The sequence below is a fragment of the Streptomyces sp. NPDC096311 genome (genome assembly GCF_044763085.1).
Taxonomy (GTDB): Bacteria; Actinomycetota; Actinomycetes; order Streptomycetales; family Streptomycetaceae; genus Streptomyces.
The window spans coordinates 89,857-109,399 of record NZ_JBIWFN010000005.1; the positions used below are offsets into that span (position 1 = coordinate 89,857).

21 protein-coding genes are annotated in these 19,543 nt (G+C 67.9%); 4 read left to right on the plus strand and 17 right to left on the minus strand.

The window, feature by feature from the left end; genetic code table 11:
* Window positions 1–18 precede the first annotated feature (18 nt).
* Genes ACIRA5_RS14640 through ACIRA5_RS14650 form a run of 3 tightly spaced genes read left to right on the plus strand, consistent with a single transcriptional unit; the run spans window position 19 to window position 5,108 of the window.
* Window positions 19–2,259, plus strand: a complete 2,241-nt coding sequence (locus ACIRA5_RS14640) for a beta-glucosidase (protein ID WP_403690831.1) — start codon at window positions 19–21, stop codon at window positions 2,257–2,259.
* A gap of 28 nt (window positions 2,260–2,287) precedes the next feature.
* Window positions 2,288–4,051: a family 43 glycosylhydrolase gene (locus ACIRA5_RS14645; protein WP_403690832.1), complete on the plus strand. Its 1,764-nt coding sequence runs from the start codon at window positions 2,288–2,290 to the stop codon at window positions 4,049–4,051.
* Window positions 4,052–4,109: 58 nt separating this feature from the next.
* Window positions 4,110–5,108, plus strand: coding sequence for an aldo/keto reductase (locus tag ACIRA5_RS14650; protein ID WP_403690833.1), 999 nt, complete (start codon window positions 4,110–4,112; stop codon window positions 5,106–5,108).
* Between the two features lie 40 nt (window positions 5,109–5,148).
* On the opposite strand, the gene ACIRA5_RS14655 is transcribed toward ACIRA5_RS14650, so the two are convergent.
* The 6 genes from ACIRA5_RS14655 to ACIRA5_RS14680 all read right to left on the minus strand — a co-directional run bounded on the left by ACIRA5_RS14655 (window position 5,149) and on the right by ACIRA5_RS14680 (window position 9,009).
* Complete coding sequence (locus ACIRA5_RS14655) at window positions 5,149–5,355, minus strand: hypothetical protein (RefSeq protein ID WP_403690834.1); 207 nt, start codon at window positions 5,353–5,355, stop codon at window positions 5,149–5,151.
* A 176-nt stretch (window positions 5,356–5,531) separates the two neighbouring features.
* Window positions 5,532–5,711, minus strand: a complete 180-nt coding sequence (locus tag ACIRA5_RS14660; RefSeq protein ID WP_403690836.1) for a hypothetical protein — start codon at window positions 5,709–5,711, stop codon at window positions 5,532–5,534.
* A gap of 125 nt (window positions 5,712–5,836) precedes the next feature.
* On the minus strand, window positions 5,837–6,532 hold the full coding sequence (locus tag ACIRA5_RS14665; protein ID WP_403690837.1) for a type 1 glutamine amidotransferase domain-containing protein: 696 nt from the start codon (window positions 6,530–6,532) through the stop codon (window positions 5,837–5,839).
* Between the two features lie 303 nt (window positions 6,533–6,835).
* Complete coding sequence (locus tag ACIRA5_RS14670; protein WP_403690838.1) at window positions 6,836–7,705, minus strand: helix-turn-helix domain-containing protein; 870 nt, start codon at window positions 7,703–7,705, stop codon at window positions 6,836–6,838.
* Window positions 7,706–7,894: 189 nt separating this feature from the next.
* The gene (locus ACIRA5_RS14675) at window positions 7,895–8,287 is read right to left on the minus strand and encodes a nuclear transport factor 2 family protein (RefSeq protein ID WP_403690840.1); all 393 of its coding nucleotides are present in this window, start codon (window positions 8,285–8,287) and stop codon (window positions 7,895–7,897) included.
* 86 nt (window positions 8,288–8,373) lie between these two features.
* Window positions 8,374–9,009, minus strand: coding sequence for a flavodoxin family protein (locus ACIRA5_RS14680; protein WP_403690841.1), 636 nt, complete (start codon window positions 9,007–9,009; stop codon window positions 8,374–8,376).
* A 264-nt stretch (window positions 9,010–9,273) separates the two neighbouring features.
* On the opposite strand from ACIRA5_RS14680, the gene ACIRA5_RS14685 reads away from it, so the two are divergent.
* Entirely contained in the window at window positions 9,274–9,696 is a 423-nt protein-coding gene (locus ACIRA5_RS14685) for a nuclear transport factor 2 family protein (RefSeq protein WP_403690843.1), read from the plus strand.
* A 38-nt stretch (window positions 9,697–9,734) separates the two neighbouring features.
* Here ACIRA5_RS14685 and ACIRA5_RS14690 read toward each other — a convergent pair whose 3' ends face one another.
* From ACIRA5_RS14690 to ACIRA5_RS14740, 11 genes are all read right to left on the minus strand, one after another.
* The gene (locus ACIRA5_RS14690) at window positions 9,735–10,307 is read right to left on the minus strand and encodes a YbhB/YbcL family Raf kinase inhibitor-like protein (protein WP_403690845.1); all 573 of its coding nucleotides are present in this window, start codon (window positions 10,305–10,307) and stop codon (window positions 9,735–9,737) included.
* A gap of 84 nt (window positions 10,308–10,391) precedes the next feature.
* Window positions 10,392–11,252, minus strand: coding sequence for an SDR family NAD(P)-dependent oxidoreductase (locus tag ACIRA5_RS14695; RefSeq protein ID WP_403690846.1), 861 nt, complete (start codon window positions 11,250–11,252; stop codon window positions 10,392–10,394).
* 292 nt (window positions 11,253–11,544) lie between these two features.
* Window positions 11,545–11,853 carry a hypothetical protein gene (locus ACIRA5_RS14700; RefSeq protein WP_403690848.1) on the minus strand — a complete coding sequence of 103 codons (309 nt, stop codon included), beginning with the start codon at window positions 11,851–11,853 and terminating at the stop codon, window positions 11,545–11,547.
* Between the two features lie 210 nt (window positions 11,854–12,063).
* Complete coding sequence (locus ACIRA5_RS14705) at window positions 12,064–13,035, minus strand: amidohydrolase family protein (RefSeq protein WP_403690850.1); 972 nt, start codon at window positions 13,033–13,035, stop codon at window positions 12,064–12,066.
* A 56-nt stretch (window positions 13,036–13,091) separates the two neighbouring features.
* Window positions 13,092–14,678, minus strand: coding sequence for a Na+/H+ antiporter (locus ACIRA5_RS14710; RefSeq protein ID WP_403690851.1), 1,587 nt, complete (start codon window positions 14,676–14,678; stop codon window positions 13,092–13,094).
* A gap of 57 nt (window positions 14,679–14,735) precedes the next feature.
* A complete protein-coding gene (locus ACIRA5_RS14715; protein ID WP_403690853.1) occupies window positions 14,736–15,401 on the minus strand; it encodes an SDR family NAD(P)-dependent oxidoreductase in 666 nt (221 codons plus the stop codon).
* The gene (locus ACIRA5_RS14720) at window positions 15,398–16,054 is read right to left on the minus strand and encodes an SDR family oxidoreductase (RefSeq protein ID WP_403690854.1); all 657 of its coding nucleotides are present in this window, start codon (window positions 16,052–16,054) and stop codon (window positions 15,398–15,400) included. The genes ACIRA5_RS14715 and ACIRA5_RS14720 overlap by 4 nt, the downstream gene beginning before the upstream one ends.
* A 50-nt stretch (window positions 16,055–16,104) precedes the next feature.
* Window positions 16,105–16,464, minus strand: coding sequence for a cyclophilin-like fold protein (locus ACIRA5_RS14725; RefSeq protein WP_403690856.1), 360 nt, complete (start codon window positions 16,462–16,464; stop codon window positions 16,105–16,107).
* A 64-nt stretch (window positions 16,465–16,528) separates the two neighbouring features.
* Entirely contained in the window at window positions 16,529–16,900 is a 372-nt protein-coding gene (locus ACIRA5_RS14730) for a DUF2255 family protein (RefSeq protein WP_403690857.1), read from the minus strand.
* A gap of 46 nt (window positions 16,901–16,946) precedes the next feature.
* Window positions 16,947–18,338 carry an MFS transporter gene (locus ACIRA5_RS14735; protein WP_403690858.1) on the minus strand — a complete coding sequence of 464 codons (1,392 nt, stop codon included), beginning with the start codon at window positions 18,336–18,338 and terminating at the stop codon, window positions 16,947–16,949.
* Between the two features lie 118 nt (window positions 18,339–18,456).
* A complete protein-coding gene (locus ACIRA5_RS14740; protein ID WP_403690860.1) occupies window positions 18,457–19,473 on the minus strand; it encodes a zinc-dependent alcohol dehydrogenase family protein in 1,017 nt (338 codons plus the stop codon).
* Window positions 19,474–19,543 lie beyond the last annotated feature (70 nt).

Genomic DNA, 19,543 nt, shown 5'->3' on the forward strand with positions numbered 1-19,543 from the left:
CGTACAGAAGGAATACCCATGGCGAAAGCCGACTTGGACGCCCTCTCCCTCGAACAGAAGGCGTCCCTGCTGACCGGCGGCGGCTTCTGGTCCACCGCCGCCGTCCCCGATGCGGGAATTGAGGCGATCGTGCTCGCCGACGGTCCACACGGGGTGCGCCTCCAGAAGCACGGCACCGATCACCTGGGACTGCACCACAGCGAACCGGCGACGTGCTTCCCACCCGCGGTCGCCGTCGGTTCGAGCTGGAGCGAGGAAGTGGCCGCAAGGATCGGCGCCGCTCTCGCCCAGGAGGCCCGCGCACTGGGAGTGGACGTCCTGCTGGGGCCCGGCGTGAACATCAAGCGGTCCCCGCTCGGCGGCCGGAACTTCGAGTACTACTCGGAGGACCCGTGGCTCTCCGGGGTGCTGGCCACCGCGTACGTACGGGCCCTCCAGGACGGTGGTGTCGGGGCGTCGCTGAAGCACTTCGCGGCCAACGACCAGGAGACCGAGCGCATGGTCATCAGCGCCGACGTCGACGAACGCACACTGCGGGAGATCTATCTGGCAGCCTTCGAACACGTGGTCACCGAGGCCGAGCCGGCCACCGTCATGTGCGCGTACAACAAGGTCAACGGTGTTCAGGCATCCGAGAACCACTGGTTGCTCACCCAGGTACTGCGAGACGAATGGGGCTACACCGGCGCCGTGATCTCCGACTGGGGTGCCGTGCGCACGCGTCCCGCGGCACTGAACGCGGGCCTGGACCTGTCCATGCCGGGACCTGGACATCACGCGACGCAGTCGGTTGTCGAAGCCGTCCGCGCCGGTCGTGTCGAGGAGTCCGCAGTGGACCGTGCCGCCGAGCGCGTGCTCGCGCTCGGCGATGCAGCAGCCGGCCGCCGGCCGACCACGGTGGACCTCGACGCGCACCACGAGTTGGCTCGTGAGCTCGCGACCGAATGCGCGGTCCTGCTGAAGAACGAGCACGGCACCCTCCCGCTGGAGCGGCCGTCATCCCTCCTCGTGGTCGGGGAGTTCGCGACCGCGCCCCGCTATCAGGGCGGCGGCAGCTCTCACGTGAACGCAGCCCACATCGACATCCCGCTGGAGTGCATCGAGAGCCACGCGGCCACACGCGGCGTCAAGGTCACATATCTGCAGGGCTTCGATACCCACGGCGCGGATGCCAGAGCTCTACGCGAGGCGGCAGTGCGCGCTGCGACCGAGGCTGAAGTGGTCGTCGTCTTCGCGGGCAACCCGGAGGCGGAGGAGACCGAGGGCCGCGACCGAACGCGTCTCGAACTCCCGCCCACACAGGTTGAGTTGATCCAGAAGGTTGCTGCGGCCTCTCCACGGACCGTGGTCGTACTCGCCAACGGAGGGGTGGTCTCGCTCGAAGAGTGGCACGACGACGTCGACGCGATCCTGGAAGGGTTCCTCCTGGGCCAGGGCGGTGGAGCGGCGATCGCTGATCTCCTGTTCGGCGTTGCCAATCCGTCCGGTCGGCTCGCGGAGACCATCCCGCACCGCCTCCAGGACAATCCGAGCTACCTGACGTTCCCCGGAGAGCAGGAGCACGTCCGCTACGGCGAGGGTGTGATGGTCGGCTACCGCCACTACGAGACGGTCGGCGCCCCGGTCCGCTACCCGTTCGGATACGGCTTGAGCTACACCGGCTTCGACGTGTCCAAGGTCCGTGTCGAGGTCGACGGACCGGCCGAGGCATCCGCGGCCGTCACGGTCACCAACACCGGCACCCGGGCCGGAAAGTACGTGGTGCAGGTCTACGTCTCCACGGACGCCGGCCCCGTCCGGCGCCCGCAGCGCACACTCGCGGCGTTCGCCAAGGTCCACCTCGAACCCGCACAGACCAGGACCGTCCAACTGGCCCTGGACCGGCGGACGTTCGCGTACTGGGATCTCTCGCATGCGCGGTGGGTCGTCCCGGGCGGCGCGTACACCGTTCAGATCGCGGAGAACGCCTCCACGGTGCTCCGTGAACAGTGTGTCCACCTTGACGGCGACGGCATCCGGCCGCCGCTCTCCCTGGCGTCGGATGTCGGCGAATGGCTCGCACACCCCGTAGCGGGACCACCGCTCCGTGAGCGCCTGCTGCCGCTCGTCGCGCAGGGCGGACCGGAGCCCGACGACGACAGCGACGAGATGCGCATGGTGGCCTCGCTGCCGATGAACCAGATCCTCAACCTGAGTGGCGGCGCGCTCGACGGCGACTGGCTCCTGTCGCTGGTCGACAGCCCCGGATCGTTGACCTGAGATGCCTGAGTTGCCGGAGAACACACTCATGCTCGCTGACTCCAGCCCCCGTACAGCAACAGTCATCTGCAATCCCCTGGACATCCCCTACCGCTATCAGGACGTGCGCCCGATGGGCGCGGAGCGGACCGTGCACCGCGAAGCGGCCGATCCCGCCATCGTCCGGTACCAAGGCCGGTTCTATCTCTTCGCCTCGATGTCGGCCGGCTTCTGGCACTCGACCGACCTGCTCACCTGGGAGTACCACGCAACCCCGACGCTGCCCGTGCTCGACTACGCCCCGCATGTGCGGGAGATCGACGGCGCCCTCTACTTCGCGGCGTCGCGATTGTCGGACAGCCCGGTCTTCCGCAGCGAGGACCCCCTCGTGGACGACTTCACCAGAGTGAGCGAGGGATTCCCGTTCTGGGACCCGAACTTCTTCCAGGACGACGACGGTGCCCTCTACCTCTATTGGGGCTGCTCGAACAAGGAGCCCATCACCGGCGTCCGCCTCGACCCGGCGACCCTGGAGAAGGCCGGTGAACCGGTGCCCCTCATCAGTGGCGCCCCCGACCGGCACGGCTGGGAGCGGATCGGCGAGAACCACGTCAAGGCCGAGCCCACCACAGAGCGGGCGAGGATCATCGCCCAGTACCTCGGTGACTCCCCGTTCGTCGAGGGCGCCTGGATGACGCGGCACGACGGAACGTACTACTTGCAGTACGCCGCACCGGGCACGGAGTGGAACACCTACGCGAACGGGTACTACACGGGACCGTCGCCACTCGGGCCGTTCACCTACGCGCCCAACAGCCCGTTCTCGTCTAAACCCGGCGGCTTCGCCACCGGCGCGGGCCACGGCAGCACCTTCCAGGACGAGCACGGCAATTGGTGGCACACGGCCACCATGCGTATTTCGGTGCACCACGAGTTCGAGCGGCGCGTCGGCCTCTTCCCTGCCGGCATCGACGCCGACGGCGTTCTCTTCTGCAACCAGAACTTCGGGGACTACCCGATGCGCGTACCCGACCGCCGCGTTGACCCGTGGACGGAGACCTCCACCGGGTGGATGCTGCAGTCCTTCCGTGCAGCGACGACCGCGTCGTCGTCCGCCGAGGGCCACGGACCCGAACTCGCGATGAACGAGGACATCCGCACCTGGTGGACGGCGGGAGCCGCGCAGCCCGGAGAGTGGCTGCAGACCGATCTCGGCGAGGCACGCACCGTAGCGGCGATCCAACTCAACCTCGCCGACCATGACGTGGCGCGCCACGCACCCGAGCGCGACGACGTCGAGGACACCGGCGGAGCATGGCGGGCCATCTACCGGGACCCGCAGCCCACCGAGGTCCTTATCGAGTTCTCGGCGGACGGCCAGGAATGGCACACGGTCTCGGACAACCGGGGTTCGGGCGAGGACGCCCCGCACGCTCTTGTCACACTCAAGCCCGCACGGCGAGCCCGTTTCGTGCGGGTCACCGCGGGCCGGATGCCCTTCGACGGACCCTTCTCGGTCAGCGGACTCCGCGTCTTCGGCACCGGTCACGGGGCGGCCCCGGCGGCCATCACCCCGCGGGCGGCGCGCGTCGACGACCTCACCGCCCGCATCGAATGGGACCCCAGCGAGAGCGCTCACGGCTACAACGTCCGCTACGGCATCGCGGCCGACAAGCTCTACCACAGCTGGCTGCTGTACGAGCAGAGCGCTCTCGATCTGCGCAGCCTCAACGCGGGCCACGACTACTGGGTAGCCGTCGACTCCTTCAACGAGAACGGCATCACCCCAGGGCCGGTCTTGAAGATCACCTGAAGAACCGCCCGGCGGTACGGCCGCCCCGGCGGTACCACCATCGACGAAGGACACAGAAATGAGCATTCCCAGCCGCGCTCTCGGCGGCCGCCTCACGGTCGGAGCCGTGGGCTTCGGCGCCATGGGCTACGCGACGGCCGACCGCCAGGCGGCCGCCTACACCGACTCACCCGAGGCCCTGATCGGCCGGGCGCTGGATCTCGGTGTCACCCTGCTCGACACCGCCGATCTCTACGGAGACAGTGAGCAGATACTTGGCCGTGCGCTGACCGGGCGCCGCGAATCGGTTGTCCTCGCCACCAAGTTCGGCATCGTCGTTCCGCCGATGGACGGGAATCCCCCCGTCATGAACGGCACTCCCGCCTACATGCGCAAGCGCATCGAGCGCTCCCTCACGCTCCTGAAGACCGACCACATCGACCTGTACTACCTGCACCGTGTCGACCCCGGCCTGCCGATCGAGGAGACCGTCGGCGCCATGGCCGAACTCGTCTCCGAGGGCAAGGTCCGCTGCCTTGGACTGTCCGAGGCAGCCCCCGACACGATCCGCCGGGCCCACATCGTGCACCCCATCACGGCACTGGAGACCGAATGGTCGCTGTGGGCGCGTGACATCGAAACCGAGATTTTCCCGCTGGCCCAGGAGCTGGGCATCAGCATCGTGCCCTACAGCCCGCTCGGCCGCGGCGCGCTGACCGGCACCATCACCTCCCGCGACGACCTTCCCGAAAATGACTGGCGACGCACCATGCCCCAGTACGCCGAAGGCACGCTGGACAAGAACCTCACCACCCTCGACGTCGTACGGGACATCGCGGCAGCCCACGAGATCACGCCCGGACAGGTATCACTGGCGTGGCTGCTCGCCAAGGCGCCCGACGTCGTCCCGATCCCCGGCACTCGACGCATCGCCTACCTCGAACAGAACGCCCAGGCAGCCAACCTGGTACTGACCGCCGACGACATGGCGCGGCTCGACGCCGTCACCGTGACCGGCGAGCGGGAGCACATGGGTGACAACTGGACATCCGGCGTCAGCCCCAAGCGAAACAGCTGACAGGCCGCACCGCGGCCCGGGATGCCTGGCCATCCCGGGTTCAGTCCGGGTCGGGTGCGGCGCGACGGTGCGCGAGGGCGCCGGCAGCGGGGCGCGCGTTGTCGGTGGTCATGCGGAAGACGACGCGTTCGAGGGCGGGAAGGATGTCGGTGACGGCGATCGCCCCGACGGAGAACCTGCCGACGAGGCCGTAGCTCATGTCGGTCATGATGCGTTCGAGGTCCGCGATGTACTCGGGGTTCGTCATGCCCGGCTGACCGTCAACGCGGCGGTGACCTGGTGTGAGCTGATCTTGGACAACCTTGCCGATCCTGCCGCTCCATGGCGGAAGTCCAATGCGGCTACGGGTACCTGAACGCACGCCGCAAGCGGCTGGCGTGTCCGGCCCGTCTCGTCCATCGGTTTCGGGATGAAACGGCGCCTTCATGGCGTAGACGAACGGGTGAAGCCGATGCCCTCGTCGCCTACCGCGAACTCGGCGGCGTTCTTGCCTGCTTCGGCGACGATCCCGGCGAGCTCGGCGCCGGGAACCGGCTGATCCACGTCGACGAGCTGCCGAAACTCGCCATCACCGTACTCATTGAACGTAACCGCCCAAGGCATGGAGTTCTCCCACGATCTCGCCCCTGGGGCGGTACGCGACGGCCGAAGCCTCGCCTGCAGCTCCTGACCTCGGCGGTCTGGGGTCCGGTGCCCCGGACCGCCGAGGTCTCGCGCCAACGGCAGACTCAGCTCAGGGCCTTCAGGACTTCCTGGGCGAGCGGAACCGCAGAGTTGGGGTTCTGGCCGGTGTAGAGGTTGCGGTCGACCTCGACGTGCGGGGCCCATGGCTCGCCGACGCGGTAGTCCACGCCGAGCTCGAGGAGGCGGTCTTCGAGCAGCCACTTGGCCTTCTCCGCCAGGCCGTTGGCGATCTCCTCGGCGTTCGTGAGGCTGGTCAAGGTGTAGCCCGCGAACGGCGACTTCCCGTCTGCGTCGGCGGTGGTGAGCAGCGCTGCGGGGCCGTGACACACCAGGGCCAGAGGCTTGCCCGAGGCCAGCCTCTCGGCCATCAGGCGCCCGGCCTCGCGGTCGACGGACAGGTCCTCCATCGGGCCCCAGCCGCCCGGGACGAAGACGGCGTCATAGTCGTCCAGCCGAACCTCCTCCAGCCGGAGCGGGTTTGCCAGCTCGGTCGCGTCACGCACCGCGTCTTGCATCTGCTGGGCGCCTTCGGGGCCGCCGTTGAAGTCGGCGGTAAGGCTCAGAGCGTCGACGGTCGGCGGCACACCGCCCGGCGTCGCGGCCACGATCTCGTAGTCGGCCTCCTTGAACACCTGATAGGGCCCGATCGCCTCCTCGGCCCAGTAGCCGGTCGGCTGCTCGGTGCCGTCGGCCAGCGTCCAGCGGTCGGCTGCGGTCACGATGAACAGAATCTTCGCCATCGAACATCTCCTTGTGGACTTGCGTTCTGCAGACAGCTCGCGCGCTTTTTGAAATCAGAGGCGCAGCGTGCAGATTTCCCCTTCTGCGGCTGAACCGCAGGGAATTGCTGACCATCAACATGGTCAAGTTCCAAGATGCTGGACCGGCAACCTGGGTAAAAGGGGAAAGTTCCTTCCTAGGGAAAAGACCCCCTACCCAAAGGGCAGCATGCCGGCATGCGGAGAACCCGGCCGGCCGTGGGTGGCCGTGCCGGGGTGTTGCCCGTGAGTTGACGCCGGCGGGCCGCCCTCGGCGTCGTTTCTTCAGCTGATGCTGCCGGCCGCCGATCGGCTGGTGCCGGTGGCCAGAGAAGCCAACAGGCGCAGGCCGTCGTCGGATGACGTGCCGGGTTCGGCGGTCCAAACGATGATGTGCTGTTCGGGGTCGGTGGCGTAGGCGAGGGTGTCCCAGTCGAGGATGAGGTCACCAACGACGGGGTGACGCAGATGCTTGGTCCCCATGCCCCGGCTGGCCACGTCATGCGCGGCCCACCACTGCCGGAACTGGGCATCCTGGGCGGACAGTTCGCCGACGAGCGCGGCGAGCAGCGGGTCGCCCGGATTGCGTGCACTGTCCATTCGTAGTTGGGCGATGGCCAGGCGGGTCACGTCCTCCCAGTCCGCGTAGAGGACGCGCATGGCCGGGTCGTTGATCAACAGCCGGATGAAGGTCCTCTGATCCTCGGGGATTTGCCCGAAGTCGGTGATCAGCGCGGCGCCCATCGCGTTCCACGCAACAACCTGGGTACGGCGCCCGATGACGAATGCGGGTGTGAGGAGGTTGTCGAGCAGGCGCTGCAATTGCGGCTGGACCCTCTGCGGGGCGGACTGCCCGGCACGCTGGTGGACTTCCTTGCCGGCGAGTCCGAAGAGATAGGCGCGCTGATCGTCGTCCAGGCGGAGAGCGTCGGCGATCGCGGTGAGGACAGGCGTGGACGGCTGGAGACGGCCCTGCTCGAGCCGCATGTAGTAGTCGGTGCTGATCGAGGCCAGCAGGGCGACTTCCTCGCGGCGGAGGCCCGGAACCTTGCGAATCTGCCCCGTCTCCGGTAGGCCGAGGACACTGGGGCTGAGGTCTCCTCGCCGGGCCTTGAGGAATTCCCCCAGTTCGTTCAGGTGCGGGTCGCGCGTCATAACTTCCAGTTTTGCATGAACGCCCTCCCTGAGAGGGGGAGAGTTTTCTCCCTGGATGTTGTCTTCTCGGAATGGAATTCTGGTTGTTTCCCATCTGCCGTCAGAACCCGGGCTGCGCTCCCCGTCACCCTGGGGCCCGGCTCGCCCCCGCTGACGACGTGTGCCGGCAGCGGGGACGGCCGGTCCTTGTCAGTCCTCGAGGGCCAGCTGCGCGATGTGGCTGTCGGCGGCTTGCTGCATGTGGGCGAGCTTGCCGTCGCGGACGGTCCAGAGGTGGATGAACCGCACCTTGGCGGTCTTTCCCTTCTTCGACACACCGTGGTAGTGGCCGAGTACGAACACGTGGTTGTCGGCGTCCTCGAAGAACTGCTCTCCCTCGGCGTAGAACGACTCGAACACCTCGAAGACCCGGCGGAAGAAGTCGCCGCCCACGCTGTCGAGGCCGTTGTAGACACCGCCGTTCGGGAAACCGGGGGTCACGTCCCAGACGATGTCGGGGGCCATGATCTCCTGGGAGACGGCGGGGTCGCCCTTGGAGTCGTACAGCCTGCGGGCGAGAGCGATGTTCGGAGAGTCGGACATGTTGTGCTCCTCAGAGATCGGGGCGGGTGAAGGTGCGTCCGGTTGGTCGGAAGTGGGAAATGCTTGACAGTGCGGAGATTCGCAGGTCAGGCGGCGAGAGCGCTGCGGCCGGCGACGAAGATCGCGGCCTGGCGGGCGACGCGGGCGCCCAGGTGCTCGGCGGTGGCGATGTCGGACTTGTGGACTGCCTCGGGACCGGCGTCGGTGTGGGTCTGGGCGCCGGCGCCGGCGAAGTAGCCGAGGCGGTTGAGGTCGTCCTCGCTGCCGGTGGTGGATGCCCAGCCCGGCTGCAGGCCGAGGCTGATCCAGTGCATCCCATGCTGTGCCGCCATGGTGGCGAAGTAGCCGAGCGTGGAGGACTTGTCGCCGTTCTTGGCACCGGAGTTGGTGAAGCCGGCGGCGAGCTTGTCGACCCAGGCCTGAGGGAACCAGCGCTTGCTGCTTTCCTCGGCGAAGGCGTGGAAAGCAGCGGAAGCGGTGCCCATGTAGGTGGGGGCGCCGAAGATGATCGCGTCCGCGCCGTCGAGCTGCGCCCACTGCTCGTCGGTGATGGTGTCCACGGCTATCGACACCACCTCGGCGCCGGCCTCAGCGGCGCCACGTGCCACGGCCTCGGCGAGGACAGCGGTATGGCCATAGCCGGAGTGGAATGCAATGGCGACGATGGGGTCGGGCGACGCGGGCATGCTGTGGTGCTCCTCGAAAAGGGGATGGGGGGTCATACCGCTCAGGATTGCACCGGCAGCTCGCGTTGTGACGGGGAGTGATTCTTCCAGGGAAGGATCCTTCCCTGGAAGAATCACTCCCATTTTCTGGCCTTGTGGTGTGTGCCACAGTGGCTGGGGCAGCCGGGCATGGGGGAATTCCCGTGATCCCTCGAGGGGGTGGCAGGCTGGAAATAGCATCCGATGGAGATCCTCAAGTAGTCGATCGCCGGAGTTAATGCCTCCTCGAAGCTGAGTGGAATGCCGACGAAAGGACCCGTCATGGCCACTGGCCACATCGCCGCTGTGAATGCCTACTTCGAGGCATTCGGTGCGCGTGACATGGACCGGATTCTGTCCTATTTCGCGCCAGGCGCCATCTGGACCATTCCGGGAGATCAGGCCATGACACCCTGGGCCGGACGTCGCATTGGACCGGAGGAGATCCGGCAGTCCCTCGCGGCGTTCTTCGAGGCCGTCGAGCCGCTCGAGTTCGAGCTGCAGACGATGACCGAGGCCGATGGGCGGGTGTTCGTTCCGGGGCGTTACGCCTCCCGGTTTCATCCCTCGGGGCAGGTGCTTGAAAGCGAACTCGTCCTGCGCTTCACCGTCGTCGACGGTCTGATCACCGACTACCGCGTCTTCGAGGACTCGCTGGGCATCACCCGGGCCTACTGCGGTGAGCCCGTCATCACCTCGGGCTGACACCTCCTCCGTCTGAAAGTGCCGTTCTTCCTGCCGTGTCAGCGGGAGTAGAGGCCGTCGAGGCGACCTCGGGACAGAGGGGGGCCGCTCACCGCAGAGAGCACGGCCCGAGGTTTGGCCTTGTCAAGAGCGGCACCGCCCTCAGCCGAGGCAAGGGCGGCACGTAGCGCAAACAGTTGGAAGACGTACCGGTGCACACCGTGGCCCTTGATCGGCTCGGGACCCATGTAGCCACGCCCCATTCCAGAGCGCAGCAACCGCACTCCCTGTGCGGTGCTGCCCGCGTTCAATGCCCCGGCGGGCAGACTGACGAGTTCGGGCTCGAGCAGGGCCACGCAGTGTACGAAGGGGCTCCGGGTGGGGGTGTCGACGTCCTCGATCACCAGCAGGAGTTGAGCGGTGCCCTGAGGGGCGCCGGTCCACGTCAGAGCCGGGGAGATGTTCTGGCCGCCGGCACGGCGACCGGCGTGGCGAGTTGGCACGGTGCTGTCGTGTGCGAAATCGGGGCTGTGAAGGTCGAGCGTGTCGGGCCCGGCCAGGGCCGGGAGATTCCAGGCCAGGTTGGCTTGGCCGGCGCGCCGGTTCTTCAGCAGGGTTCCCAGAATCGCCATGCCGGCGTCCTTGTCTGTCGTCGACGATGAGGGGTAGCGCCGTCAGGTGCTGACGAGAGTGCTACGGATATGTGAGCGGCGCGGTCAGCCGCGGTTTGTGGCAGACAGGCCAGTCAGCAGAGCCGAGCGTTCCCACAGACGGAGGGCCAGGGCGGGATCGGTGGCCTGCGTGTTCTTGGGTTCCTCGCGGTCGAGGCGGTGGAAGTACGCGCCGTCGATCGTGACGGGGTCCGGGGTGGTGGCCAGGTGGACCAGCGGCTCCGCGCCCTGCTCGGGAGTGGAAAGCAGCGCCTTGCCCAGCCAAGATCGCATGAGCGCCCCGTTGATGGCGCTGTCCCGGCCGACATCGCTGGCAACGACGCCGGGATGGAAGGCCGACGCGGTCACCCCTGTTCCCTGCTGGCGGCGGGCAAGTTCCCTGGTGAAGATCACAGTGGCGAGCTTGGACGTCGAGTACACGCTCCGCCAGCGATAGCGGTTTCGGGTGGTGTCCAGGTCGTCCAGGTCCAGGTTTCCCTTGCGGTAGTCCATGCTGGCCGTGTTCACCACCCGGGCCCCACCCGGGGTCTGCGCGAGTCGGTCCAACAGCAGGTTCGTCAGCAGAAACGGAGCCAGGTAGTTGACCTGGAAAGTCATCTCGTGACCGTCCGTGCTCTCCTTGCGGCTGGCGAAGATGCCACCTGCGTTGTTGGCCAGTACATCGATCCGCGGATAGCGGGTGAGCAGTTCTTCAGCGAGTCGCCGGACGTCGTCCAGCTGGCTGAAGTCCACGACGTGGGACTCGGCACCGATCGTCTTGGCGACAGCGGCAGTCTTCTGCGGCGATCGGCCGATCACAGCCACGGTAGCTCCCAGCTCCGTGAAACGGCGGGCCGCGGCGGCACCGATCCCCGAACTCGCCCCAGTGACGACAACCGTGCGGCCTCGCAACACAAGATCACTCATGATTCACACTCCCGTAGGTGAGACTGAGTGTCACTATAGACATCGATACGCACGACTGCCGACTCGGTTCGAATGTGAATGCGCTCACCAGATGCGCTGACCAGCGGCTATCGCGCTGAAGATCAGCTGGTCAGACGTATGATCCTGAGCGAGTTCCCCGCATGCCCGTCGAAGCGGGCGGGCCGGTGTGCCTCTCGGCTGGAGACGGCCAGTTGGCTGACGTGGCTCGACGGCATCCGAGCGTTCACACGGCCGCTGCCGAAACCTCGGGGAGAGATCGCGTTCGAGCAGGTCAGGTATAGGCGAGCAGGCGACCAGAGACGATCACGCCGGTCCACGTCAGCGCCGAGACCGTCGCGGCTGCCCGCGCCCGGACTGGTGCGCCGGTACCGAGGTCCCAATGGTCGACGGTTCTATACACGCCCTTGTGGAAGACGGCGATGCTGATACCCGCCACGACGATCAGCCCGAGCTTCCAGGGCGCCGCACCGCTGTTGCCGACCGACGTGGCGCCGGAAACGAACATCGCCGCACCGGACAGGGCCGCGACAGCGAACCCCAATCGCGACAGCGGCAGCAGGTGCCGCGCTGCGGTGGTCACGGGCAGAACGCGCCGACCGATTCCCAGCAGACGGAAGTCGAAAGCCAGGGCCGGCCCCAACCAGCAGCGCGAGCCCCCAGGATGTGGAGGCTTTCAAGTGACGTGTACCGGAAGGGTGTTGTTCGGACCGCCTCGCTGAGGCTAGTCCGTGAAGAACTCGTCCACTCCTTACGTATTCTTGTGATCCGCGCCTGCGTGGCCGGCGGTCGGTCAGCGGGCGAGGCATGGGAACAGTCGTTGCGCGTTGGCCGTGGTCAGAGACCGCCAGGTGGCCCCCTCGGCAGGCGTCTCCGCGGCGTCGATCGCGGCGATATGCGCGTCGGCGACCGGGGGCGGCGTCCAGCAGTAGTCGCTGCCGAACAGAAGGCGGTCGGGCTCGACGAGTCCGAGCAGGGCGGGGATCTGGCGCGGGAAGGCCGTACCGGCCATGTCGTAGTGGAGGCGGCGCAGTTGTTCCACTGCGTCGGGAGTGTCGGAGTCCTCAGCGGGCAGGAACAGGTGCATGAACTCGTTGATGCGGTCGGCGAGTACGGGCAGTACGCCGCCGCAGTGCGGGACGATCACCTCCAGGCCGGGATGACGTTCCAGGACGCCTGACATCAGCAGGTCCGTGACGGTGCGGGCCGTGTCGAAGATGTACTCCACCATGGGGCGCGGTCTGCCGAGCGCCGACTGTTCCCAGCACACTGGTGATGTGGGGTGGAGGAAGACGACGGCCCGGCGGCGGTCCAGTTCCGCGAAGACGGGTTCGAGGCGCTTGTCGCCCAGGTACACGCCGTGGGTGTGCGTCATCAACGCCACGCCGTCCGCGCCGAGTTCGTCGAATGCGTACGCGATCTCGTCGAGGCTTGCCGCTACGTCCGGCAGGGGGAGAGACGCGAAGGAGCCGAAGCGGCCCGCGTGCTCGTCGGCCAGCCGGGCGGCGTATTCGTTGACCTCGCGGGCGAGGCGGCGGGCGGCCGCGTCGTCGCCGAAGTGCACACCCGGGGATGACATGGACAGCATCGTCATCTCGATGTTGTGACGGTCCATCAGGTCCAGGTGTGCGTCAACTGACCAGGAAGGCCAGGTGGCCATGCCGTCCGGGTGGCTGTGGTCGGCTGCCGTCGCCTGCCGGACATAGGAATCGGTGACGAAGTGGGCGTGGACGTCGATGAAGCCCGGGGGCTTGGGAGAGGTCATGGGGGTGGGTCCCTTCTCGCGGGTGTGCATGGGGGGCTCACGAACCTGATCGCAGTTCACTCGACCTGCTCGCGCCCGGACAGCCGTACTTCTTCGATGTCGAGGGCGGCCTGCAGTCGGCGCAGCACGGTGTCGTCGATGTCGCGTTCGTCGCGGAGCCGGACGACGGTGGCGCGTTTGTGGGCGATGAGGGCCAGGCGGAGCGCGGTGTAGTGCTGGTTGTGGCGCAGGGCCGGGTCGTCGTCGGCACCCACTCCCCTGGCTCGTACGGTCGCCAGGTGCGCCTCGTACTCCTGGCGCAGCCACTCGACGACTTTGGGATCGGCGTCGAGGTCGGCGGCGAGCTGCGGCATGGCCTTGATCGCCTCTTCGGTGGCAGCGGTCTCGGCGAGGAACTGTTCCTCGTCGACCGATGTGTCGCGGGGCAGGCGGGCCCAACGCACCGCGCCCGGCAACAGGAGTCCCTGGACGACCAGTGTCACGAGAATGACGCCGGAGGTGACGAAGACGATGAAGTTGCGGTCGGGGAACGGCTCGCCGGAGTCGAGGGTCTGCGGCACCGAGAGGGCCACGGCGAGGGACACGGCGCCCCGGAAGCCGGCCAGACCGCTGACCACCCGGAGCCGGTGGCTGATCCGGAGCTGTCGCTGCTGCGGACGCTGGTCGATGGCGCGAATCAGATAGGCGGAGCAGAACAGGAACGCGAAGCGCACGGCGACGAGCACCGCGCAGACGACGCCGACCGCAACCAGCGCGTCCTGGAGGTCGGAGCGGCCCAAGTCGCGGACTGCGTACTGCAGTTCCACTCCCACCAGGACGAACAGGGCGCCGTTGATGATGAACGTGGCCAGTGGCCAGAACGCCAGTGCCTGCCGTCGGTGTTCGGCCCGGATGATGCGCGGGGCGACCTGGGTCATGATCAGGCCGCTCACGACAACCGCGAGGACGCCCGAGGCCTCGATCAACTCGGCGATCAAATAAGCGGTGAAGGGCGCCAGGATCATGACGAGGTTCCCCAGCAGCGGATCCTCCAGCCGCCGCCGCAGGTTCATGTTGACCCACGCGACCGCTACTCCGACCGCGGCCCCACCGCCGTACGCGAGCAGGAACAGTGCACCGACGTGCGGAAGGGTGAGGTGCTCTTCGCCGACCGTGATGCCGACGGCGAGTCCGTAGACGACCAGGGCCGTGCCGTCGTTGACGAGGCTCTCGGCGCGCAGGATGGTGACCTGGCGGCGTGGCAGGATGCGGGCCAGGACCCCGACAGCGGTCGCGTCGGTGGGGGCCACGGCCGCGCCGAGCACCCAGGCCGGTCCCCAGGGCAGTCCCAGGGCGTGCCCCGCCACCGCGACGGCCCAGGCCGTGAGGATGACCAGCACCGTGCTCAGCAGCACGATGCCGCGCAGGTTGCTGCGGATCTCCCGCAGCGAAGTGGTCAGGCTCTCGCAGTACAACAACACCGGCAGGAAGAGCAGCAGCACCACCTCCGGCGGCAGTTGTGCCTGGCGCACCGAGGGGATGAACCCCAGCAGGATGCCGACGATGAGCAGCACGACGGGCGGGGCGACACCGAAGCGCTGTCCAAGGACGTTGCCCACCAGCACGGCCACGCCCAGGACCACGACGAGTTCGAGACCGAGCACGGTGTTTCTCCTGAACTGAGGGCTACGGCAAGGGCGCTGTAGTGGGGCGGGGTCGGGTCAGGAGTCGAGGTCGTCGGCGTAGTGCCGGTAGCCGTGGCGGTCCTGGTGCAGGGCCCACAGGGTGTCCGCGAGCACGGCGGGGTCCTTCTTGTGGTGTCCCGGAATGATCGCGCCAGGGATGATCAGCTGCGACACGTGGATGCCCTCGTCGGCGAGCGTGTCGTGCAGCAGGTGGCCGTAGGCGCTTTCCGCTGCGAAGGCGATCGACGTGCCCGCACGATCGGGGTGGGGCATCACGGCGGAGCCACCGTTGATGAACAGGACGGTGCCGCGGCCCAGTTCGCGCATGCCGGGGAGTACCTGCTGTACGGCGGTGACGGGGCCGTAGACGGAGAACTCCAGCGGACCCGCAAGGTCGTCGGCGGTGGTCTCCAGGACCGGCCGCATGAAGTCCTTGTGCGGTACGGGGCTGTACTGCAGGACCTCGATCGGGCCCAAGGTTGCGGTCGCCGCGTCCAGGGCGGCGCTGAGGGACTTCGGGTCGCGTACGTCCGCGGCGAAGCCCCGTGCGATCAGGCCCTCGTCGGCGAGTTCGGCGGCGAGGGCGTCGAGGCGTTCCTGGTCGCGGGCTATCAGGGCGACGTCGTAGCCCTCGCGGCCGAAGCGTCGTGCGACAGCGGCGCCGAGGCCGGGGCCGGCTCCGATGATGGCGATGGTGGTCATGACTTCTCCAGGGTGTCGAGCGCCTCGCGGATCGGGACTTCGCCCTCCGTGAGTTCGAGGATGATGCGGTTCACCTGCGGCTGGTGCACCAGTTCGGTCAGTACGGCGGCGACGTCGTCGCGGGGGACATCGCCGTACGGGATTGCCACGCCGATTCGGATGTGTCCCGTGCCGGGGTCGTTGGTGAGGGTGCCGGGGCGGACGATCACCCAGTCGAGGTCGGTGGCCGCGAGGAGGACGTCGGCCTGACGCTTGACCTTCATGTAGTGCTCGAAATTCGGCGGCATGCGCCGGTCGCGCCAGGCGTCCGGGAAGGCGGACACGAGGAGGAACCGGCGGACTCCCGCCGTCGCTGCGGCGGTTGCCGCGATTTCCACGCCCTGCCCGTCGACGGCGTCCGCCTGCCGCGGGCCGGCTCCGCTCGCGCCCGCGGTGAAGACAACCGCGTCGGCACCTTCCAGACAGGCGGCAAGAGTGTCGACGCCGAGCGACGTCAAGTCGCCGAGAACCGGCTCCATTCCGTCGGATTCCAGGGCATGCGCCTGCTCCGGACGGCGGTGAAGGCCCACCACCTGGTCGCCCCGTTCGATGAGTTGTGCGGCGAGGCGGGAGCCGACGCCGCCGGTCGCCCCGATGACGAAGACCCGGAACATGGTCCCCCTCCTCTCGCTGGTTGACGATCTCGGTGGTTTCCGGCTGGGTCTCAGCCGACGGCCTCAATGGTGACGTCGACCGTGCCGTCGTACTCCTTGAAGACATCGGTCCCCGAGTCGATCTCGCCGAGGATGACGATGCCGGGGGCGGGGACGGACTGGCCGTCGTGGTCATAGAAGATGGCGACGTCGGGACCGGGTGACCAGTAGCCGATGTTGCCGATCTCGTAGCTGGACTGCGGCTTTCCACCCGCGGCGAGAGACCGGGGCAGGTGACCGTACTTCTCACGCTTGAACAGGTCGTTCATCTGCAGCCTCAGCGGCAGCAGCGAGGCGAAGTCGCGCGCCGTCGCATTGTCGTCGAGAGTTGCGTTGAGGACGGTGTCTCCGGCGGTCAGTCGGATTCTCATGTGCGCCGTGATCTCTCTGGGGTGTTGTTGGTGTGGTCGTCGGCGGCTGACACGTGGGCCTTGTTCATCGGGGTACGAGCTTCAGCGTCGTCGGCCGAGCGGCCACCATGGGATTGACGTACGCCCCGCCGAATCGCCCGTACTTGGCACGGTATGCCGCGTCGATCCGGTCGTTGACGCTCGCGTCGGTCTCCTCGGTGAAGGCCACGTCCTTGTCGACGCCGCCGGAGCGGACACGGCCCTCGTGGCTTGACCGGGCGGTGCGCCACCAGGAGCCGTCGGGGCCGCGGTAGGAGCGAACGTAGAGGTCGTCGCCTTCACGCACGACCCAGATCGGCACGGGCTTGCGGAGAGTGCCGTCGCTCCGTCGTGGTGCCATCTCCAACTCGTCTGCCGCTTCAATCCTGTTGAGTTCGTCGCTCGACCATGTCGTCATCGCCGTGTCTCCTTCGCGAGTGAGGGGGGAGAGAGTCGGGGGCTCGTCACAGCCGCTTGGGCGGCTGGAGCCGCAGGTTCGCGGCCGCGCTGAGGAAGGCCACCACCGCGGCGATGACCAGGCTTTCGCGCAGGCCGTGCAGGATCTGGGCGTGGCCTGCGAGCAGGGCGCCGAAGACGGCCACGGCCAAGGCGCCGCCGAGCTGGCGGCTGGTGTTGAACACGCCGCTGGCTATGCCGGATTGGTGGGCGGGAACGCTCTCCAGCAGCACAGCAGTGGTCGGGGCGATGGCGAGCGGGCCGGTGATCCCGACGGGGATCATCAGGATTGCCAGCAGCCAGACGGGGGTGGACGCAGGGATGACGGCGAGCACCGTCATGCCCGCGCCCATCAGGAACATGCCGCCGACGACGGGCACCCGTGGCCCGAACCTCTCCGCCAGCCGGGCGGCCAGCACGCCCACGAAGCCGGACAGGACGGTCATCGGTACGAAGGCGAGGCCGGTGGAGAACGAGGAAAGGCCCCGCTGCTCCTGGTAGTAAAGGCTGAAGACGAAGACCATGCCCTGGAACCCACCGATGAACGCGAAGCCGGTTCCCGCAGAGATCAGCACGTTGCGGGAGCGGAACAGGTCCAGCGGAACCATCGGGTGCTTTCCCCGCGCCTGAGCCACGAGGAACACGGCCAGCGCCCCCACCGTGACGGCGAGAGACATGAGCACCTTGGGCGCGCCGAGGCCGTCGGCTCCGGCCTCGATCACCCCGAAGGTGAGCGCACCCATGGTCAGCACGGCCGCGACCTGTCCCGTCCAGTCGAACGGCACCTCACGGCGCGGCGAGCGCGCCACGCGGGCCACCAGGAGCAGTGCGGCCAGGCCGACCGGCAGGTTGATGAAGAAGATCATCCGCCAGCTGAGGAGGTTCAGGGCTCCGCCCGCCACTGGTCCGGCCGCGGCGGCCACCGCGCCTCCGATGCTCCACATCGCGATCGCCCGGCCGCGCTTGACCGGGTCGGCATACGCCTCGCGGATCAGTGTGAGGGAGGAAGGCATCATCATGGCCGCGCCGGCACCCTGGACCATGCGAGCCACGACAAGCGCGGCCAGGTTCGGCGCGAGCCCACAAGCCGCCGAGGAGGCTACGAACACCGCCAGCCCCATCCCGAAGGCGCGGCGGGCGCCGATGCGGTCGCTCAGGGATCCGGCGGACAGCAGCGACGCGGCGAATATGAGGGTGTAGCCGTCCATTACCCACTGCAGGCCCGTCATGCCGCCACCGAGATCGCTTCTGATGTCGGGCAGGGCGACGTTGACTACGGAGGCGTCGAGAGTGATGACGAAGAAGCCGAGAACGGCGGCAGCCAGAGCGGCGGTGGCTGAGCCGCCCGGCTGGGTGGTCGAGTCGGCGGTCTGTCTGGGCGCGGCGAGCGGGGCGGACATGGACGGTGTCTCCAGAGGCGGAGGTGGTGAATGGGGAGGTGTGGGCATTGCTTGTGGCTCCGAAGGCCGGCCGCGGGCTGTCAGGCCCGCGGCCGGTCCCGTGGGAGGCGGGACTAGGTCACGGACGCAGTAGCGTCTTGATGGCGCGGCGTTCGTCCATGGCGCGGTAACCCTCGGCGACCTCGTCGAGGGGAAGGGTCAGGTCGAAGACCTTGCCCGGGTTGATGCGGCCGTCGAAGACCCGGCCGATGAGGTCGGGCAGGTAGGAGCGCACCGGAGCCGGGCCGCCACGCAGACCGACGTGCGAGAAGAACAGCTCCTCGCCCGGGATCTCCACGCCGTGCGGGACGCCGACGAAGCCGACGTTGCCGCCGGGGCGGGTGGAGCGCAGGGCCTGCGTCATCGACTCCTGGGTGCCGACGCACTCGAGCACCGAGTCGGCGCCGACGCCGCCGGTCAGTTCCTTCACGCGGGCGATGCCTTCCTCGCCGCGCTCGGTGACGATGTCGGTCGCGCCGAACTCGAGGGCGAGCTTCTGGCGCGACTCGTGCCGGCTCATCGCGATGATGCGCTCGGCGCCGAGCTCCTTGGCGGCGATGACGCCGGACAGGCCGACCGCGCCGTCGCCGACGACGACAGCGGTGGAGCCGGGCTTGACCTCGGCGGCCGCGGCGGCGTACCAGCCGGTGCCCATGACGTCGGACAGGGTCAGGAGGCTGGGGATGAACTCCTCGGCCGGCTGCTCCGGGGTGGCGACCAGGGTGCCGTCGGCCAGCGGGATACGGACGTACTCGGCCTGGCAGCCGTTGATGAACTCACGGTGCTGGCAGGACGTCGTGTATCCGGCCTGGCAGTGCGGGCAGGTGTTGTCGGACGCGAAGAACGAGCCGATGACGAACTGCCCCGTCTTGACGCCGGTGACTTCGCTGCCGACCTCTTCGACGACGCCGACGTACTCGTGGCCGATCGGGTGGGGCTGGTCGACCGGGTTGATGCCGCGGTAGTCCCACAGGTCCGAGCCGCACACACAGGTGGCGACGGTGCGGATGATCGCGTCGGTCGGGCTGACGATCTTCGGGTCGGGGAGGTTCTCCACCCGGATGTCACCGGGCTTGTGGATCATTGTTGCGCGCATGATGCTTTCTCAGATCGTTTCGTGAGGGTGGAAGGTGGAGGTCCGGCGGCTCCTGCGACTTCCCGCGGAG

What these genes read in the sequence shown, in the direction of transcription:
- ACIRA5_RS14640 (WP_403690831.1), top strand. Translation starts at nt 19, where the DNA reads ATGGCGAAAGCCGACTTGGACGCCCTCTCCCTCGAACAGAAGGCGTCC.
- ACIRA5_RS14645 (WP_403690832.1), top strand. Translation starts at nt 2,288, where the DNA reads ATGCTCGCTGACTCCAGCCCCCGTACAGCAACAGTCATCTGCAATCCC.
- ACIRA5_RS14650 (WP_403690833.1), top strand. Translation starts at nt 4,110, where the DNA reads ATGAGCATTCCCAGCCGCGCTCTCGGCGGCCGCCTCACGGTCGGAGCC.
- ACIRA5_RS14655 (WP_403690834.1), bottom strand. Translation starts at nt 5,355, where the DNA reads ATGACGAACCCCGAGTACATCGCGGACCTCGAACGCATCATGACCGAC.
- ACIRA5_RS14660 (WP_403690836.1), bottom strand. Translation starts at nt 5,711, where the DNA reads ATGCCTTGGGCGGTTACGTTCAATGAGTACGGTGATGGCGAGTTTCGG.
- ACIRA5_RS14665 (WP_403690837.1), bottom strand. Translation starts at nt 6,532, where the DNA reads ATGGCGAAGATTCTGTTCATCGTGACCGCAGCCGACCGCTGGACGCTG.
- ACIRA5_RS14670 (WP_403690838.1), bottom strand. Translation starts at nt 7,705, where the DNA reads ATGACGCGCGACCCGCACCTGAACGAACTGGGGGAATTCCTCAAGGCC.
- ACIRA5_RS14675 (WP_403690840.1), bottom strand. Translation starts at nt 8,287, where the DNA reads ATGTCCGACTCTCCGAACATCGCTCTCGCCCGCAGGCTGTACGACTCC.
- ACIRA5_RS14680 (WP_403690841.1), bottom strand. Translation starts at nt 9,009, where the DNA reads ATGACCCCCCATCCCCTTTTCGAGGAGCACCACAGCATGCCCGCGTCG.
- ACIRA5_RS14685 (WP_403690843.1), top strand. Translation starts at nt 9,274, where the DNA reads ATGGCCACTGGCCACATCGCCGCTGTGAATGCCTACTTCGAGGCATTC.
- ACIRA5_RS14690 (WP_403690845.1), bottom strand. Translation starts at nt 10,307, where the DNA reads ATGGCGATTCTGGGAACCCTGCTGAAGAACCGGCGCGCCGGCCAAGCC.
- ACIRA5_RS14695 (WP_403690846.1), bottom strand. Translation starts at nt 11,252, where the DNA reads ATGAGTGATCTTGTGTTGCGAGGCCGCACGGTTGTCGTCACTGGGGCG.
- ACIRA5_RS14705 (WP_403690850.1), bottom strand. Translation starts at nt 13,035, where the DNA reads ATGACCTCTCCCAAGCCCCCGGGCTTCATCGACGTCCACGCCCACTTC.
- ACIRA5_RS14715 (WP_403690853.1), bottom strand. Translation starts at nt 15,401, where the DNA reads ATGACCACCATCGCCATCATCGGAGCCGGCCCCGGCCTCGGCGCCGCT.
- ACIRA5_RS14720 (WP_403690854.1), bottom strand. Translation starts at nt 16,054, where the DNA reads ATGTTCCGGGTCTTCGTCATCGGGGCGACCGGCGGCGTCGGCTCCCGC.
- ACIRA5_RS14725 (WP_403690856.1), bottom strand. Translation starts at nt 16,464, where the DNA reads ATGAGAATCCGACTGACCGCCGGAGACACCGTCCTCAACGCAACTCTC.
- ACIRA5_RS14730 (WP_403690857.1), bottom strand. Translation starts at nt 16,900, where the DNA reads ATGACGACATGGTCGAGCGACGAACTCAACAGGATTGAAGCGGCAGAC.
- ACIRA5_RS14735 (WP_403690858.1), bottom strand. Translation starts at nt 18,338, where the DNA reads ATGTCCGCCCCGCTCGCCGCGCCCAGACAGACCGCCGACTCGACCACC.
- ACIRA5_RS14740 (WP_403690860.1), bottom strand. Translation starts at nt 19,473, where the DNA reads ATGCGCGCAACAATGATCCACAAGCCCGGTGACATCCGGGTGGAGAAC.